General features: G+C 70.7%; 8 protein-coding genes. 3 read left to right on the top strand and 5 right to left on the bottom strand.

Annotated features, from left to right (window positions below; translation table 11 throughout):
* The 3 genes from V5F49_RS01170 (at position 1) to V5F49_RS01160 (ending at position 3,845) form a co-directional block, all read left to right on the top strand.
* A complete protein-coding gene (locus V5F49_RS01170; protein ID WP_394116353.1) occupies positions 1–930 on the top strand; it encodes a dihydrodipicolinate synthase family protein in 930 nt (309 codons plus the stop codon).
* A 285-nt stretch (positions 931–1,215) separates the two neighbouring features.
* Entirely contained in the window at positions 1,216–2,631 is a 1,416-nt protein-coding gene (locus tag V5F49_RS01165) for a glycosyltransferase family 4 protein (protein WP_394116354.1), read from the top strand.
* Complete coding sequence (locus tag V5F49_RS01160) at positions 2,628–3,845, top strand: glycosyltransferase (protein ID WP_394116355.1); 1,218 nt, start codon at positions 2,628–2,630, stop codon at positions 3,843–3,845. Before V5F49_RS01165 ends, V5F49_RS01160 begins: the two co-directional genes overlap by 4 nt.
* Here the strand turns inward: V5F49_RS01160 and V5F49_RS01155 are convergent.
* The 5 genes from V5F49_RS01155 to V5F49_RS01135 form a co-directional block, all read right to left on the bottom strand.
* A complete protein-coding gene (locus tag V5F49_RS01155; RefSeq protein ID WP_394116356.1) occupies positions 3,802–5,127 on the bottom strand; it encodes an aminotransferase class I/II-fold pyridoxal phosphate-dependent enzyme in 1,326 nt (441 codons plus the stop codon). The genes V5F49_RS01160 and V5F49_RS01155 overlap by 44 nt on opposite strands.
* A gap of 10 nt (positions 5,128–5,137) precedes the next feature.
* The gene (locus V5F49_RS01150) at positions 5,138–12,460 is read right to left on the bottom strand and encodes an SDR family NAD(P)-dependent oxidoreductase (protein ID WP_394116357.1); all 7,323 of its coding nucleotides are present in this window, start codon (positions 12,458–12,460) and stop codon (positions 5,138–5,140) included.
* A 52-nt stretch (positions 12,461–12,512) separates the two neighbouring features.
* On the bottom strand, positions 12,513–13,799 hold the full coding sequence (locus V5F49_RS01145) for a glycosyltransferase family 4 protein (RefSeq protein WP_394116358.1): 1,287 nt from the start codon (positions 13,797–13,799) through the stop codon (positions 12,513–12,515).
* Positions 13,796–15,484, bottom strand: a complete 1,689-nt coding sequence (locus V5F49_RS01140; RefSeq protein ID WP_394116359.1) for a glycosyltransferase family 2 protein — start codon at positions 15,482–15,484, stop codon at positions 13,796–13,798. The genes V5F49_RS01145 and V5F49_RS01140 overlap by 4 nt, the downstream gene beginning before the upstream one ends.
* A gap of 384 nt (positions 15,485–15,868) precedes the next feature.
* Positions 15,869–17,170, bottom strand: a complete 1,302-nt coding sequence (locus V5F49_RS01135) for a hypothetical protein (RefSeq protein WP_394116360.1) — start codon at positions 17,168–17,170, stop codon at positions 15,869–15,871.
* Positions 17,171–17,262: the final 92 nt, after the last annotated feature.

The following is a 17,262-nucleotide window of genomic DNA, read 5'->3' as shown; positions in this document are numbered from 1 at the left end:
ATGCCTCTCGACCACACCGCCGCCGGCCTCTACCCCATCGCGCCGACGCCGTTCCTTCCCGACGGTCGGATCGACGAAGCCTCCGTCGATACGCTGATGGAGCGCTATCTGGCCGCCGGCGCCACCGGCGTCACCGTGCTCGGCATCATGGGCGAGGCGCCCAAGCTGGAGCCGGAGGAAAGCCTTGCCATCGCCGCACGCTTCGTCACCGGCATGGCCGGCCTGCCGGTGATCGTCGGCGTCTCCGCGCCCGGGTTCGCCGCCATGCGGGCGCTGGCCCGCTCGGTGATGGAGAAGGGTGCTGCCGGCGTCATGATCGCCCCGCCGCCGAGCCTGCGCACCGACGACCAGATCACCGGCTATTACCGTCAGGCGGTGGAGGCCATCGGCGCCGACATCCCCTTCGTCATCCAGGACTATCCGCTCACCCTCACGGTGCAGATGACGCCGAAGGTGATCCGCCAGATCGTGATGGAGAACCCCTCCTGCGTGATGCTGAAGCACGAGGACTGGCCGGGGCTGGAGAAGATCTCCACCCTGCGCGGCTTCCAGGCCGACGGTTCCATGCGGCCCATCTCCATCCTCACCGGCAATGGCGGCCTGTTCCTCGATTTCGAGATGGAGCGCGGGGCGGACGGCGCCATGACCGGCTATGCCTTCCCCGAGATGCTGGCCGACGTGGCGCGCCTGCAGAAGGCGGGCGAGCGCGACGCCGCCCACGACCTGTTCGATGCCCACCTGCCGCTGCTGCGCTACGAGCAGCAGCAGGGCGTGGGGCTGGCGGTGCGCAAATATGTGCTCATGAAGCGCGGCTTCATCGCCTCCGACGCCCAGAGGAAGCCCGGCGCCGCGCTCACCGCGGCCGCCCGGTCCGAGGTGGACTATCTCCTCGGGCGCCTCGCCCGGCTGGACCCGCGCGCGCGGGTCTGAGCGGGCACGGCATCGACACGATCATGCTCGGCAGCTCTCCTTTGCTGCCGAGCTCAAGTCTCCCTCGCGGCCCTGGGCGGCATTTCCGCGCCGGGCCCAGTCCATCTGCTCCTGCTCCACATCCGGACGTTGAACTGACGGCCGGTTTGCTGCAAGACGGTCCATGTCGCGTTGCGGCATGTGAGCGATCGCTGCACGCAAGCGTTGCGCCGGGTGGCGCTGACATCCGCGAAACGCGCCCTCGGCCGGGCGCGGCGGCGGTCGGGACGGAGATGTGCCAGGGGAATGACGGTTCAGGTTGAGCACGAATCGCCCCCGCGTGACGCCGGTGGCGCGCTGCGGGTGGCGCTGTTCGTCCATGCCTTCTTTCCGGATCAGATCTACGGAACGGAATCCTATGCGCTTGCGCTGGCCCGGCAGCTGATGCGGCTCGGCCACGAGGCCGTCGTCGTCACCGTGCGCGAGGACAATGGCCCGCCCCAGGCGGAGGAAGTGGAGCGCTTCAGCTACGCCGGCATCCCGGTGGTGCGCATCGATCGCAGCCGCACGCCACCGCGGGATGCGCGCGAGGAATACGACATGCCCGCGCTGGTGCCGCTGTTCCGGCGCATCCTTGCGGAGATCCGGCCGGACGTGGCGCACATCTGCCATCTGGGCAATTTCACCACGGCGCTCGCCACTGCGACACGCGGCCTCGGCATCCCGACCTTCACCACGCTCACCGACTTCTTCAACCTGTGCATGACCGGCACGCTCGAAGTGCCGGGCGGCGGCCTGTGCGACGGGCCGGACGCGCATCGGGCCAATTGCATGGCGTGCGGCATCGCCCTGCGGCGGTACATTGAGCCGAGCCGCTTCTGGTGGACGCTGGCGCAGCCGGGCCTGCGGCCGCTGGTGGCCGCGGCGGGCGCGCGGCTCGCCGCGGTCCTGCCGTTCGCGCTCGGCCGGGATGCCCGGGCGGTGGTCGAGCGCCCGCAGGTGCTGCTTGCCGCCATGGAGCAGTGCCGCGCGGCCATCGCCCCCACGCTCTACCTGCACGATGCCTTCAGGCGCCATGGCGCCCAGCTGCCCATGGTGCACAGCACGTTCGGCATCGACATCGACCGCGCCGAAAAGCCGCTTCCCCGTCCGGACGGAGCACCCGGCCCGGTGCGCTTCGGCTTCATCGGCCAGTTGCTGACCCACAAGGGGCCGCACCTGCTGGTGAACGCGATCCGGCAGCTCCCGCCCGGCTCCTTCACGCTCGACATCTGGGGGTCCGAGCAGCTCCACCCGGACTACGCCCGCGATCTGCGCGAGGTCGCCCGGGGAATGGCGGTGGCGTTCCGCGGCACGTTCGAGGAGAGCGCGACGGCCGCCATCTTCGCCGGGATGGACGTGGTGGTGCTGCCCTCCACCTGGCGCGAGAACGGGCCGCTGACGCTGCTGAAGGCGCTGGCGACCCATACCCCCGCCGTGGTTTCCGACGTGCCCGGCATGACCGAGTTCATCACCGAGGGGGTGAACGGCTTCGCCTTCCGGCGCGGCGATGTCGCGGCGCTCGCCGAGGTGCTGCGCCGGTTCGTGACCGACCCCGGCCTTGCCCGCCGCATGAGCGGGGAGACCCATTATCCCCGGACCGAGGCGGACATGGCGCGCGACGTGCTGGGGCTGTATCGCCGGTTCGGCGTCGGGCGCGCGCTGAGCAGGAGCGGGGCGTGAGGATCGCCATCCTCACCTCGGGATATGCGCCGGTTCTCGACGGCGTGGCGGTGAGCGTCGAGACGCGCGTGCAGCGGCTGGCGGCCGGCGGCCATGAGGTGCTGCTGATGGCGCCCCGGCCCGCCGACGCCATGGGGCCGCCCGCCGGGCTGCCCGGCGATGTCGCCTTCGCCGGCCTGCCGGCGGCGCGCTTCGGTGAGGCGGCGGGCGACCTCAATCCTCTTCCGTCGGCCCGGCCCGTGATCGACGCGGCGCTGGAGCGCTTCGCGCCGGACCTGCTGCATGTGGACGAGGCGGAGCGCCTCGCCTGGGGCATGCGCTGCATTCCGGGGCTCGGCTTCGCGCGGCGACGGGGCATTCCGGCGGTGGCGTTCTTCCACACCAATTTCATTGACTACCCCGGGCAATCGACGCCGGCCTTGCTGCCTTGGCTCGCTCCGGTGCGGGCCGCCGGGCTCGGCCTGCTCTCGCAGCTCTACAACCGCTATGACGCGACCCTCGTGCCCAGCACGGCGACGCTGCGCCGCCTGCGTCGCACCGGCCTCGCCAACGGTGTCGCCGGCGCCTTCAACGGCGCGGATACGGCCTGCTTCTCGCCCGCCCTGCGCACGCCAGGATACTGGGGCGCGCGGTGGGGGCTGCGGGAGCTGGACCGACGCCGGGTGCTGCTGATCGCCGGCCGGCTCACCGCCGACAAGGGATGGGCCGGCTGGCGCCGGGCGCTGCCGCTGCTGGCCGGCCGGCTCCGGCGCGATCTGGGCGTCGTCATCGCCGGCGATGGCGGGCTCCGGGACGAGGTGGCGGCGCTGGCGCGCGGCCTGCCGAACGTCCACCTCATCGGCGGCGTGCCCCATGGCGCGCTGGGGCCGGTGTTCGCCAACGCCGATCTCTTCGCCACCTTCTCGCGGTGCGAGAATGCGAGCCTTGCCGTCTACGAGGCGCTCGCCGCCTGCCTGCCGGTGATCGCGCCCCGCGCCGCCGGCATCCCGGGGCAGGTGCGGGACGGGGAGAATGGTCTCCTGTTTCCGCCCGGCGATGCGCCGGCGTTCGCGGCAGCGGTCTCGCGGCTGCTCGACACGCCGGAGCTTGCGGCCGCGCTGGTGCGCCACCTGAAGGCGGAGCGCGCCTCCGTCGACTGGGATCGCGCGTTCGCGGCCTGGCTGGACGCCGTCAGCGCGATCGCGGGAGGCCGAGCGCGTCGGCCTCCTCGGTGAGGACGGCGACGGCCTGCTCGATCTGGGCCGGCTCATGGGCCGCGGACAGGAAGAAGCGCAGCCGCGCCGAGCGCTCGGGCACCCCCGGCGGCAGCACCGGAAAGGCGTTGATGCCGCGGGCCAGCAGCTTCTGCGCCAGCGCCACGGTGCGGATGGTCTCACCCACCATCACCGGCACGATGCCGAAGCCCCAGGCCGCGCCTGCGTCGAGCCCGGATGCGCGCAGCAATGCGAGGAAATGCGCGCTGTTGGCCTGCAGCCGCGCCACGCGGTCGGGCTCCGCCCGCATCAGGGCGAGGGCCGTGCGGGCCGCCTCGGCCACCGGCACCGGCATGCCGACGCTGTAGACCATGCCGGGCGCGAACGCCTTGAGATAGTCGACCAGCGGCGCCGGGCCGGCGATGTAGCCTCCGCAGCTCACGAGCGACTTCGACAGCGTGCCGAACCAGATGTCCACCGCCCGCGGATCGACGCCCGCATGCTCGGCGATGCCCAGCCCGCGCGCCCCGAGGACGCCGAGGCCGTGGGCGTCGTCCACCATCAGCCAGCAGCCGAACCGTTCCTTGAGCGCGACGAGGCCGGCAAGGTCCGGGCCATCCCCATCCATGGAGAACAGCCCCTCCGACACGATCAGAACCCGGTCGAAGCGGGCACGGTCGCGGGCCAGCATCGCCTCGAGCGCGGCGAGATCGTTGTGCGGGAAGGTCCGCCGGGTGCAGGGGCTGTGCTGGGCGCCGAGCACCACCGAATTGTGCATCAGCGCGTCGGTGACCACGAGATCCTTCGGGCCGAGCAGTGTCGGCAGCACCGCGAGGGCGGTGGCATGCCCGCTGACGAAGGCCAGCGCCGCCTCGGCGTCGTAGACATCGGCCAGCGCGCGCTCCAGCGCCACATGGGCCGGGCGCTCGCCGGCCGACAGGCGGCTGGCCGAGACGCTGGTGCCCCATTCGGCGGCCGCCTCGGCGACGGCGCGGGTGATGCGCGGGTCTCCGTTCAGCCCGAGATAGTCATAGGAGGCGAAGTTGATGACCTCCCGCCCGCCGATCCGCGCGCGGGCGCCGGCCCTCGCCTCGTGCAGCCGGTGATAGGGGCTCTCCAGCCCGAGGAAATCTGCCGCCGCCTGCTGCGCGCGCAACTCCTCGAACCGCGGCAGCGTCTCGAACGACCGCCGCTCCGGACCGATGACAGGCGCAGGAGCCGGCGCGGGGGCGGCGTTGGCGTCCCGCATCTCGCCGAGGAGGCGGGCGAGGTCCGCATCCGACAGTCCGCGTCGGCCGGTCATGGTGCGCTCGTCATGGGGCGGTTCCGGTCGAGCCACGCGCGTCCGAAGCCAATTCCACGAACGTGTCCATGGCCTGCGCGTCGATCCCCACGCCATGCTGGACGGCGAGCGCGGTAACCGCCGGGGTCACCCGCGGCCCGGCGTCCGGGGCGGCGGACGGCTTGCCTTCCGCCGGCCGCAGGCTCGCCAGGGCGACGGCAGCCAGATCATCCAGCGTGCGACCGCTGCCGATGGACAGGAGCGGCAGCTCGAACCGGAATTTCTTCTCCAGCGTCAGCCGCAGCTCCAGCGCCATCAGCGAATCCATGCCCAGCTCCGACAGCACCGCCGTGCCGGAGACGGCCTCTGCCGGAAGCCGCAGGATGGCCGCCACCTCGCGCGCCAGAACCTCCCGCAGGCGGGCACGGGCCTCGGCATCGTCGAGGCCGGCGAGCTGCTCCAGCAGGTCCTCCCCCCCGCCGCTCCCGTCGTCGGCGCCGGCGGCGAACAGCCGGGGGAAGGTCGGCGTCTTCAGGACCGGAAGCTGGCTGGCGATGGCGGTGCGGTTCACCTGCGCATAGACATTCACCGGCTCCGCCGCCGGCCCGGCCGCCATCAGCCGGCCGAGGAAGCCCAGAGCCTCCTCGGAGGTGATGCCGGCGACGCCGGTCGCGCGGGAGAGGCGTTGGCCCAGCTCCTGATCGCGTGCGATGACGCCCGCATCCGCGATGGCGCCCCAGGCGAGGGCGAGGCCGGGCAGCCCCCGCGCGCGCCGGGCCCGCACCACGCCCTCCAGGAAGGCGTTGGCCGCGACATAGGCCCCCTGGCCGGGGCTGCCGATCATCGCCGAGGCGGACGAATAGACGACGAAATGCGCCACCGGGTGCCGCTCGGTGATGCGGTCGAGGGCGAGCACGCCGTCGATCTTCGGCGCGAGCACCGCATCGAGGCTGTCGGCGTCGAGGTTGGCGATCGCCCCGTCGCGCAGCACCATCGCGGTGTGGACGATGCCGCGCAACGGCCCGTGCTCCGCGACAAGGCGCTCCACGAGCGCCTCCAGCGCGGCGGCGTCGCGGGCGTCGGCCTGCTCCACCTCGATCCGTGCCCCGGCCGCGCGGGCCGCATCGATGCGGGCGAGATCCTCCGGGGCGCGCACGCCGCTGCGGGAGGCGATGGCGACCGTTCCCGGAACCCGCGCCGCGAGCCACAGCGCGGTTTCCAGCCCGAAGCCGCCGTTGCCGCCGACCACGAGATAGACGCCCTCGGGGAAGACCGGCGCCTGCGGCGCGGCCGGTGCGATCCAGCCGGTGGAGGCCGGGCGGACGACGATCTTGCCCACATGCCGCGCCGCCTGCATCTGGCGGAACGCCTCCTCCACCGCCGGTCCCTCCAGGACACGGTAGGGACTGAGATGAAGCGCCCCCTCGGCAAAGGCCGCGCCGATCTCGGACATGAGCGCCGTGGCGCGACCGCGGTCGTGGGCGAGGAGCTGGTCGAGATCGACGCCGAAATAGCTGATGTTGCGGGCGAACGGCCTCAGGCCCACCGTGGTGTTGGCGAGGAAGTCGCGCTTGCCCAGCTCCACGAAGCGGCCGAACGGCTTCACCAGCCTCAGGCTCGCCGTCATGGCATCGCCGGCCAGCGAGTTCAGCACCACATCGACCTTGCCGTGGTCGAGCGCGATGTCCTGCGCGAATGCGAGGTCGCGGGAATTGTAGACCCACTCCACCCCGAGCGCCTTCAGCAGCGCCGCCTTCTCCGCGGTGCCGGCAGTGGCGATGACGCGGGCGCCGCGGGCGTGGGCGATGCCAACCGCGGCAAGGCCGACGCCACCCGCCCCACCATGGATCAGCACTGTCTCGCCGGCGGTGAGCCGCGCGCGGTCGATGAGCGCGTACCACGCGGTGGCAAAGGCGACGGGAATGCCGGCGGCCGCCTCGGTGTCGAGCCCGTCCGGCACCTTGAAGGCGAACCACGCCGGCACCGTCACGTGGGAGGCGAAGGCGTGGGGCGCAAACCCCATCACCCGGTCGCCGATCCGGTGGTCGGTCACCCCCGGTCCGACCCGCACCACGTGCCCGGCCATCTCGAAGCCGAGGGAGGCGCCGGTGAGGCCCGGGCCCAGGATGTCGTCGTCCAGCGCGCCGAGCGCCAGCATGACATCGCGGAAATTGAGCCCGGTGGCGGCGATCTCGATCTCGATCTCGCCCTCGCCGGGGGCGACGCGCGGTTCCGGCCGCCACTCCATGGCGCCGAGAACGCCCTGACGCCCGACGTGGAGCCGGGTCCGCGTGTCTGCGTCGATGCGGCCCATCGGGCGCGCCGCGCCACGCCGGACGCGCACGGCGCATTCGCCGGCAGGCCGGGAGACGCGCTCGGTCTCCTCGCCGGGACGCGCGATCAGGCGGCGCACGCGGTCGGTGGCGGCGGCATCGAAGGCGTCCACGTCCACGAGACGCAGGTCGAGCCCGGGATGCTCGTTCATGGCGACGCGGCAGAAGGCGGAAAGCGCGACCGCGGACGGGTCGGGGATCACCTCCGGCCGGGGCCGGGCGCCGGCGGTCACGACCCACAGCGCGCAGCCCGCTCCCTGGGCAAAGGCGATGAGGGCGCGAAGTTCCAGAAGCACGGCGGCGAGCCCTTCGCGGGCGGGTGTCGCCGGGTCGAACGCGGCCGGCAGCACCAGCGCTCCCGGCGCGGTTTCGACCGGCGCGGCCGGCACACCGTCGACGATGCTGTCGCCGTCGCCGGCCAGGGCCTGGGCGAAGCCGGGCGCGTGGTGGCCGACGATCCACAGCGGCAGTGGCGCCGCATTCTCGGGCGGAGGCGGCGGCAGCGCGCCGCTGACGACGGTCGACAGGCCGCCGGCGCTTTCGGCCGATGCGATCGCCTCGCAGCCGAGGCGCGCCAGCATCTCCTCCAGGGCACGGGCCGCCGGCGCCCGCAGCTCCGCCGCCTCGGCAAGGTCCGGCGCGCCGAGGAGCAGGGCGAGGGCCGGGTCCGGCAGGGGCGCGGCGAGCGCCACCGCCGCGCCGGGCGCCAGCGGCAGGGTCCGCTCGATCACGTCGAGGTCGGCGGGGCCGGTCGCAAGCCCGACGACAAGGTCGATGGGGGGAAGGCGGAAGTCTTCGGCCGAGCGGTCGAGGATATCGAAGGCATCCGCGCACGGCAGGGCCGCGAGGCGCTCGCACTCCGCGGCGCCGGCGCCGACGAGCGACACCCGGATCCGCTCCGCGCGCGCCAGCGGCAGCAGCAGGGACAGGAGACCCGCGCCGAGGCGGGACGCGACGAGGATGCGCGGCGCACGCGGCGCGCACGTGGCGATGCGTTCCTCGATCCGGGCGCCGAGCAGGCCGAGCGCGGACCTCGATGCGTGCGCGTCGGTCTCGAACAGCTCGACGAGCGGGGCCGGCGTCTCCCCGCCGGCGCCGTCCGCGAGCGCGCCCGGCAGGCTCGCCATCAGCTGTGCCGCGAGGCGGATCTCCGCATTCGCATCGGCGAAGCGTTCCAGCAGCGTGCGATAGATAACCTGGGAGGGCAGGGGCGGGGTCGGGTCGAGACGCCACCCGGCGGCGGCATCGCGGTTCGCGAGGCCGCAGGCGCGCAGATAGTCCAGCGCCACCGCGAGCCGTCCTTCCGGCGCGTGAAGGCGTGCCTGGATGTCAGGCGCGGCGACGCACTCATAGGTGAAGGAGCGCACGAATGCGCGCAGCACCAGCGCCGCATCGGGCGTCTCGGGCGGCACGTGCAGCGGGGCGAGGGGGGCCGTTGCGCCCGCGCTGCGGACCGGCTCGATCTCCACGCGGAACTGGCGGTCGTCATCGGGGCGCTGGGCGAGCACCACCTCGCGCAGGACCACGTCCGCCGCTTCCGCGACCACGCTGCCGTCGTGCGCCAGGAGCGTCAGGTCGATGACGGCGGTGAAGCGGTTGCGGCGCTGCCGGCGCATGATGGCGTGGGTCGCGGCGACGCCCGGCTGCCACACGCGCAGCGCGCCGAAGCGGACCGGCAGGTGGGTGCGCGTCTCGCCCTCCACCGCCTCGGCGTCGAGGAACAGTATGTGCAGGGCGGCATCGAGGGCCGTGGGGTCGATCAGGTGGCTGTCGCGATAGGCGCCCAGCGGTGGGGAGCCCGCGGCAAGGTCGGCGATCCCGCAGTCGGCATCGCGGAGCACGCGCAGGACACGGCGGAAGCTCGGTCCGTAGTCCAGGCCGCAGCGCTCGGCCGCGGCATAGACCTCGGCGCCGCCCACCTCGCGCGCCGTCTCGGCCGCCGGCGGCCGGGGCGGCAGGGGCCTTCCGGTGGCCGGCGAAAGCCGCCCGGTGGCGTGCAGCACGAACGCGCCGCCGCCAAGACGGTGGCGGGACCAGATCTCGCAGGTGCGCGTGGTCGCCTCATAGCGGGTCGAAACCTCGCGCATGGAGCCGTCGGCGAGGGCGAGCGGGCGCAGGATGTCGAAATCCGACAGCTCCAGCGGCCCGTTGCCGAGCTCCGACCGGCCGACCGCGAGCATCATCTCCGCGAGCGCCGCGCCCGGAACCACGGCCTCGCCATCGACCCGGTGGTCGGCGAGATAGGGCACGATCTCCGCATCCACGCAATTGTGCCATTCCGGCACCGCCGCGCTCACCTTCAGGCCCAGCAGGGGATGGGGGGGGGGCGCATCGTTGAGGCGGCCGAACAGCTCGATGGCTTCCGAGGTCGTCGGCAGAACGTAGCGCTGGCGATCCCACGCATAGTGCGGCAGCGCGAGCGGGGCAGGGGGCGCGCCGAAGCAGCGCGCGGTGTCCACGGCGAGCCCGCGCGTCACCAGCCGGGCGGCGAGCTCGCGCACCGGGTCCGCCGTGCTCTGGTCGTCCCGCTCGGACAGGCTGCCGACGCACTCGGCAGCCAGCGAGGCGGTGCGCAGCGTCTCGCTGGTCGCGCCCGTGAGGATGGGGCGGGGGCCGATCTCGACGAAATGCGTGCCGCCGAGCGCGCCGGCTGCGGCGACGGCGGCCTCGAAGCGCACCGGCAGGCGGATGTTGCGCCACCAGTAGTCCGCATCGAGGTCCGTTCCCACGAGCGGCCCGCCCGTCACGGTCGAGATGAACACGACCTGCGTCGGTGCCGGCGCCAGAGACTTCAGGTCCTCGCGGATCGCGTCGGCGGCGGGATCGAGCAGGCTCGAATGGAAGGGATAGGCGATGTCGAGCGCGACGGTGGCGAGGCGCTGGAGCCGCGCGGCCTTCTCCGCCAGCACGATGGAGGCTTCCGGGCCGCTGAGGGTCACCGAATGCGGCCCGTTGTAGGCCGCGACCACCAGACCGGGCGCGCCGAGCGTCTCGACGAATGCGTCCGCCTGCTCGGCGCCTGCGGCCAGCGCGATCATCCGGCCGGCGCCGGCGACGCTCTCCTGCCGGTGGCTGCGGTGGTGGATGAGGTGCACGGCGGCATCGAGATCCAGCGCGCCGCTGGCGAGCGCGGCCGCGACCTCTCCCACGCTGTGGCCGAGCACGATGTCGGGCGTGATGCCCTCATCCTTCAGGGCCGCCGTGAGGGCGGCCTGGATGGCGAACAGCAGGGGCTGGGCGACGCTGGTGCGGCCGAGCCGCGTCGCAAGGTCTGGCGCGGCGAGCGCCTCGGCGAGCGACCAGCCGGCGAGCGCCTGGAACCTCTGGTCGACCGCCGCGAAGGCCTCGCGGAAGCAGGCGTTGCGGGCGAGGGCCGCGCGGCCCATGCCGACCCACTGGGCGCCGTTGCCGCTGTAGACGAAAACGGTCTTGCCGTGCCGCGCCTGCGCCTTGCCGATGGCGAGGCCGGGCACCGGCGCGTCCTCGCGCGCGAAGCTGCGGAGCGCTGCGGCCATGTCCGCCGCATCCGTGACCGGCACGGCAAGGCGCACGTCCATCAGCTCGCGCTGGTGGAAGGCCGCGGCGGCGATGGCCGGAGCGGGCGCATCCCCCTGCTCCATCCGCTGCGCGTAGGAGGCGGCCAGATCGCGCAACGACTGCCGCGAGCGGGCGGACAGGAGCAGCATCCGCGCGGTCCCCGCGGCGGGAGCGTCCCGCGCTTCAGGCGCGCGCAGGATGACGTGGGCGTTGGTGCCGCCGAAGCCGTAATTGCAGATGCCGGCGAACGGCGTGCGCTCCAGGTCGAGGGCGATCTCGTCCCGGGCCGGCAGCAGGTTCAGCGCGGCGAAGTCGATGTGGGGGCTCAGCTCCTCGAGGAAGAGCGTGCGCGGCAGGCGGCGCTCCCGCAGGGCAAGGCTCGCCTTCACCAGACCGGCGAGGCCGGAGACGCATTCCAGATGGCCGATGTTCGACTTCACCGAGCCCACCGGCAGCGGCGTCGCGCGGCCGGCGCCGAGCACGGCGCCGATGGCGTTCGCCTCGATCGGATCACCGACCGGCGTGCCGGTACCATGCGCCTCGACGAAGGCGACGCGATCGGCCGCGATGCCCACCGCGCCGTAGAGGCTGCGCATCAGCCCCGCCTGCCCCTCCACGGAGGGCAGGGAGATGCCGGAGGTGCGCCCATCGGAATTGGCCGCCGCGCCCACGATCTCCGCATGGATGCTCTGGCCTGCGGCGCGGGCGTCGGGCGTGCGCCGCAGCACCAGCGCGATGGCGCCCTCGGCCCGCACGTATCCGTCGGCACCGGCCGAGAACGGCCGGCAGCGCCCGGTGGGCGAGAGCATGGAGGCGCGGGAGAAGCCGATGAACGGGGCGGGCGACAGCAGCAGGTTCACACCTGCCACGACCGCCGTGTCGATGAGCCCGGCGCGCAGCGCCGCGGCCGCCTGGACCAGCGCCACGAACGACGAGGAGCAGGCCGAATCCACAGTGAAGCTCGGGCCGCGCCAGTCGAAGATGTAGGAAATGCGGTTGGAGATGATCGACAGGGAGTTCCCTGTCATGAAATGGCTCTCGATGGCGGCAGGATCACCCGCGGCGCCGGACTGGTAGTCCACGTTCGAGGCGCCCACATAGACGCCGATGTCCTGTCCGGCGGTGCGGGACGGCGCGATGCCGGCGTCCTCGAGCGCCTCCCAGACCACCTCCAGCAGCAGCCGCTGCTGCGGATCGATCTGCTGCGCCTCCCGCGGGGAAATGCCGAACACGGCGGGATCGAACGAGAACGGGTCGTCGAGATAGCCGCCCGCAAAGGTGTAGCTGAAGCCTGGCTCGGAACGGCGCGGATGCAGCGCCCGCTCGACCGGCCAGCGGCCGACCGGCGCATCCTGGACGCAGTTGCGCCCGTCGCGCAGCAGGCGAGCGAGCGCCTCGATGCTCCGCGCGCCCGGCAGGCGGCAGGCCTGCCCGATGACAGCGATGTCGAAGTCCGACGAAACCGTTGCGATTGATGAACTCAAATTCCCCGTTCCCGCGCTTCCTGATGCAACTCCGCGACGAGGCGTCCTGCCCTCATCCACGATCGGAGACGCCGCCGGCGGCACTAGGCCTGTGTTCCGGTCCCTTCCGCAACGCCCATTCGAGGTATGCGCTCGCCGCCGACGTCACCGACAGCGGCGGCCGCAGCGAAGCCTGAAGACGGTCCCATGTGTCCGGGTCGGTCGCCGCGAGCAGGCTCTCGCCCCAGTCGGTGGCATTGCCGACGCCCACATGGATGCCGTCCACGCCATCACGCACATGCTCGGCCATGCCGCCGATGTTGGAGCACAGGATCGGCCGTCCGAACCGGCGCGCCTCCTGGATCACGACCGGCGAATTCTCCCACCACAGGGACGGAACCACCACCCAGTCGATGCGCGCCATGCGCCGCGCGAGGTCGTCGCGATGGTAGGCGCCGGGCCAGTGCAGGACCCCTTCCTCCATCAGCGGCTTGCGCAGCGCCTCGATGCGCGCGCGGAAAGCCGGGTCCTGATTTTCCAGGTTTGCGCCGTGGATTTCCACATGCAGGGACTGCCGCTGCTTGCGGCCGAGGTTCGACAGCGCCGCGAGCAGCAGGTCGACGCCCTTGAACGGCGTGACCTGGCCGAAGAAGGCGAACCGGTTGCGCCTGCCGCCGTCGGGGAGGGGGCGCGCCGGCAGGCGGTCACCGTCCGGCTGCCCGTTCTCGATGACCGCGATGCGCTCGGGCGCCAGTCCCCACGCGATGTAGCGCTGGCGCAGGAATTCCGATGGCGCCACGAAACAGTCGACGCAATCGAAATGGCGCCGGATGAAGTGCTTGCGCAGCCAGAACTCCTCCTCGCTGCGCTCGGGAAAGCAGCCGACGCAGGCCTGGGGCGCGCCCTCGAAGCACAGCTCGCGGGTGGCCGTCTTCACCATCTGCCCGCCGTTGGCGCACATGGCGTAAAATTCATGGAACGTCAGGACGATGCGCGCGGCGGGACAGGTGCGGCGGATCTCCCGCAGCATCTCCAGTCCCATGTGCGCATAATGATGAATGAACACCACGGACGGCTTGAGCCGGGCAAGGAAGCTGCGGAACGCGCCGAGCACGCTGTCCGGCGCCGCCGACTGGAACTTGAACCAGTTGCCGATGCCGGTGCTCCAGAGATACTCGTCCTGCCGGAGCGGCGTGATGAGCCCGTTGGGGGCGCCGCGGCTATGGCGGGCCAGCAGCACCACCTCGCGCGCAGGCTCGGCCTGCCGCAGGGCGGAGAACAGCTGGTGCGCCGCGACCTCGGCGCCGCCGGGGCTGAAATCGCGATGGCCGTGGGAGATGATGAGGACCGGTCCGGTCACGCGGCTGCCTCCCCGCCCTTGCCCTGAAGGCGCGCGATGTCGGCGCCCCAGCGGCCCTGGTGCAGCCAGGCATTGAAGAGGGTCACGCGCAGCCGGAACTCGCCGGCGCCCTGGAAGCCATAGGATTGCCGCTCCAGATGGGTCAGCACGATATCACGGCACACCCCCACCTTGCGCCCGGCCGCTCTCATCTTCAGGCAGAGGTCGGAATCCTCGAAGTCGCCGATCAGGTAGTCTTCCGAGAATCCGCCAGCGCCCAGGAGCTCGTCCCGCCAGCCGAGAAGGCATGCGCCGGTGACCGCCGGCCACTCCACCAGTTCACCCGAGAGCGCATCTTCCGGCACGAGGCCCTTGCCGGGATGGTCGTTCATCCACACGCCGAAGGAGTCCACGTATCTGAAGACCATGCCGTCGTGCTGCAGGCCCCCGGACGGAAACAGCAGGCGCGTGCCGATCAGCGCGAACTCCCGATGATGCTCCAGCCTCTGGCTCAGCTGCTGCAGCCACCCGGCGTCGATGGGGATGACGTCCGAGTTCAGGAACAGGACCTGCCTGCCGCGCGCCTGCTCCAGCCCCAGGTTGCTCGCGCCGGAAAAGCCGCGGTTGCGCCGGCCCCAGACCACCGTCAGCGGCACCTCGTACAGCTGCCGCCAGGTGTCGAGCGCCGAGAAGACCGGGGTGACGATGCGCGGATCGTCGATGACATAGATGACCTCGCACCGCTCGCGGATGAAGGGATCGCGTGCGAACTCGAGAAGCTGGTGATCGACGAAATCGTATCGCCCGTACAGCGGAACGACGATGGAAACGTCCGGCTCCGGGACGGCATCTCCCACGCGCCGGATCTCAGGCTGCGGCGGGCGGCTCGCCCGGCCGATGAGCGTGCGGAGCGTGGGGCCGAAATGGGGGACGAAGCGGTCCACGTTGACCTCGAACGCGGACGGCAGCGAGAACGCCCAGCGTGCATAGCTCACCGCATCCCGCGGCGCGGGCTCCACGGCGCGCTCGTGAAGCAGCACCAGTTCGTCTCCATGCCGCGCAACGAGCCGCACATGCGCGCCGAATGGCGCCGGCAGGCCCTGCAGGAAGCCCGCCTCCGCGCAGTCCGCACCGAAATCGTCGGCGAAGGCCTCGAAAATGTCCGGCCTGTTCCAGCGCAGCGCCGCATCGAGCGCCTGGCAATTGCCGGTCTCGTCCACAAGGTAGAAGGGCCCGCTGCCCAGGGTCCAGCCGACGCACACCCCGCCGGCGCCTGAAACGGCCTTCACCGACTCCATGTGGCCGTGTGGAGCGAGCGCGCCGGATCTGGGCGCCGCCGATGCCGCGATCGCGGCCACGTGGCGGGGATTGTCCCGCGCGATGTCGAGCAGCCGCGCGCCGGCGCAGCGATAGTCACGCAGGATGCGGCTGAGGTCCGGCTCGCGCCGGTCGGGAAAGCCGTGAGCCTCCGCAGAGCGCTCGGCACCACCCGCGCGCACCATGATGCGCGCGCCGGACGAGGGGGCGAGATAGGCCAGCAGCACGCCCTGGGGCTGGTCGGTGAAGCCATAGGCCGTTGCGACATCGGGACGCGGCAGGCTGACGCGGATGTCGGGAAGGACCGGCTGGCCGCCATCCTCCACGGTGATCGTTCCGCTGCCTGCGACCCACCCCGTGAGGACGAGAAGCCCGTCATCGCGGAACACGCGGTCGAGGCCCGCTCCTGCGCGGGGAGGCCTGCCATCAATGACCGGCGGCCAGACGGGCCCGTCGGTCAGCGGCTCCGATGCGGGGCCCCTGGCGGGCTGCGCGCTGCCGGTAGCGCCGCTCACGACGGCTCCGCTTGCTGCCGGGCCGGAGACCTGGCCCGTCGCGCCCGAGGTAACCCCGGTCGTGCGCCCCAACAAGTTCGTGAGCCAGCCCATGCCCGTGCCTTGTTCATTCCCCTTCGCCCCGACGCACGTCAGGGTTTGGATGTCGAACCGTTCAATTAAAGACCGGGGCAGAGGGTGTCAAACGCGCTTCCGCAGCGTTGGCATGGTCTCCGCCCATTGTGTCATCCCTGTCGCAATCAGCAGCATGAATCGGTTTCAATCCATCTTGTAAAAATAGTCCTGCCGGACACGTTTCGCCTGCTCGCGCCGGGCAGGATCGGGACGAAACATGGCGAGGCTATCGGTGCAATCTGTCAGGGTCATGAAGCTCTCCACAATTCTATATTGTTCTCTATCTTGATAGTCGTGAATCAATATTTCAGTATTCGCATCGTACCTGATGGCGCACTCGGCAGCTGTCGCGACGCGGAAGCGTCCGTCGAGCAGGACGAGGTCCGCGTCCGGGACCATTTTGGGCCACGACAGGTAATTTTCAATTTGTCGATCAGGCGGCGTCGTTCGCGGATAGCCCCATTTTCCGGTCCGCCCCACTTCCACATGGCGCATCGACAGCCGCCCCGTGTCGATAAATCGACGCAGGGAGTAACGCTGAATGAGGCTGCTCAAAAACGACAGATCGGTCTCCACGGACGTGATCCTCTGCACGCCGGAATGGCAGGCCAGCGCGGTTGTCCCCCCAGATCCAAATTCAAGATAGCTGTTTGCATTCTTGAACCGCCGCTCCAATTCACGAGTTTCAGCCGGAGTGGCGACAATGTCGTTTAGATAGGGTGCCTCTATTTGTGTTATCTGCTCCAATGATTTGAATGGATGAAGGAATGCCCCTGAAACCGGGGGAGCGAAACGTTGGGGAGTAACATTGAATTCATTGATAAATGTGAGCTTTTCTCCCGCTTCGCCCAATTCCACCAGAGTGATGCCCGCTTTTCGTGCGAGCGTCGGCATCAGCGCCTCATAGTGGCCTGTCCATCCAATGCGAAGCATTTCCTTATAATAATCAATAAAGCTGCGCGAGAACGTCATGAGCGGTAAAAATGCCGCATGACGATCAGCCTTCGTTATTTCGTTCCCGTCCGGATTCTTCAATGAAGACCAATATATCCAATCTGCATCATGATGGCCGTTGCGTATAAAGCTCGCCGATAGGCGTCCGGAGCGTGCGATATCGCACAACTCGGCAGTCCGGTCATCTGCGAGCTGGGATGGCCAAACATCAAACTCGATGCGAACAAAAAAATCGAATTCAGGCAAAGCCGCTACAGCAGCCACAATCTTCAGGTCGACATTCCCCGGGATGATGAAATCGCCCTTCACATGAGGGAACGACTTAAATATGTCGTCTCTGGACAGCACGATGGTGCGGCCAAAATCGGTATTCGGTGGTGGTTCGCCATCGAAAACAGCGACGATCTCACCATGTCGGGCGAAAAGGTCGACGATGCGCTCGTAGCTGCGGATCAGGACATCACGCCCAGCTTGTCGATGGGCATCGAACATGATGCAAAGCCGGCCTGATCGCCCCATTCCAAACCCTCGCCTCCGATGTGCTGCTCGTATATGGAAGATCGGCGCTATGCGGGCAATACCGG

Source organism: Xanthobacter lutulentifluminis, assembly GCF_043194675.2.
Taxonomy (GTDB): domain Bacteria; phylum Pseudomonadota; class Alphaproteobacteria; order Rhizobiales; family Xanthobacteraceae; genus Xanthobacter.
The sequence above is the reverse complement of the archived record's forward strand: the minus strand, read 5'-3'. Positions and strand labels throughout refer to the sequence as shown.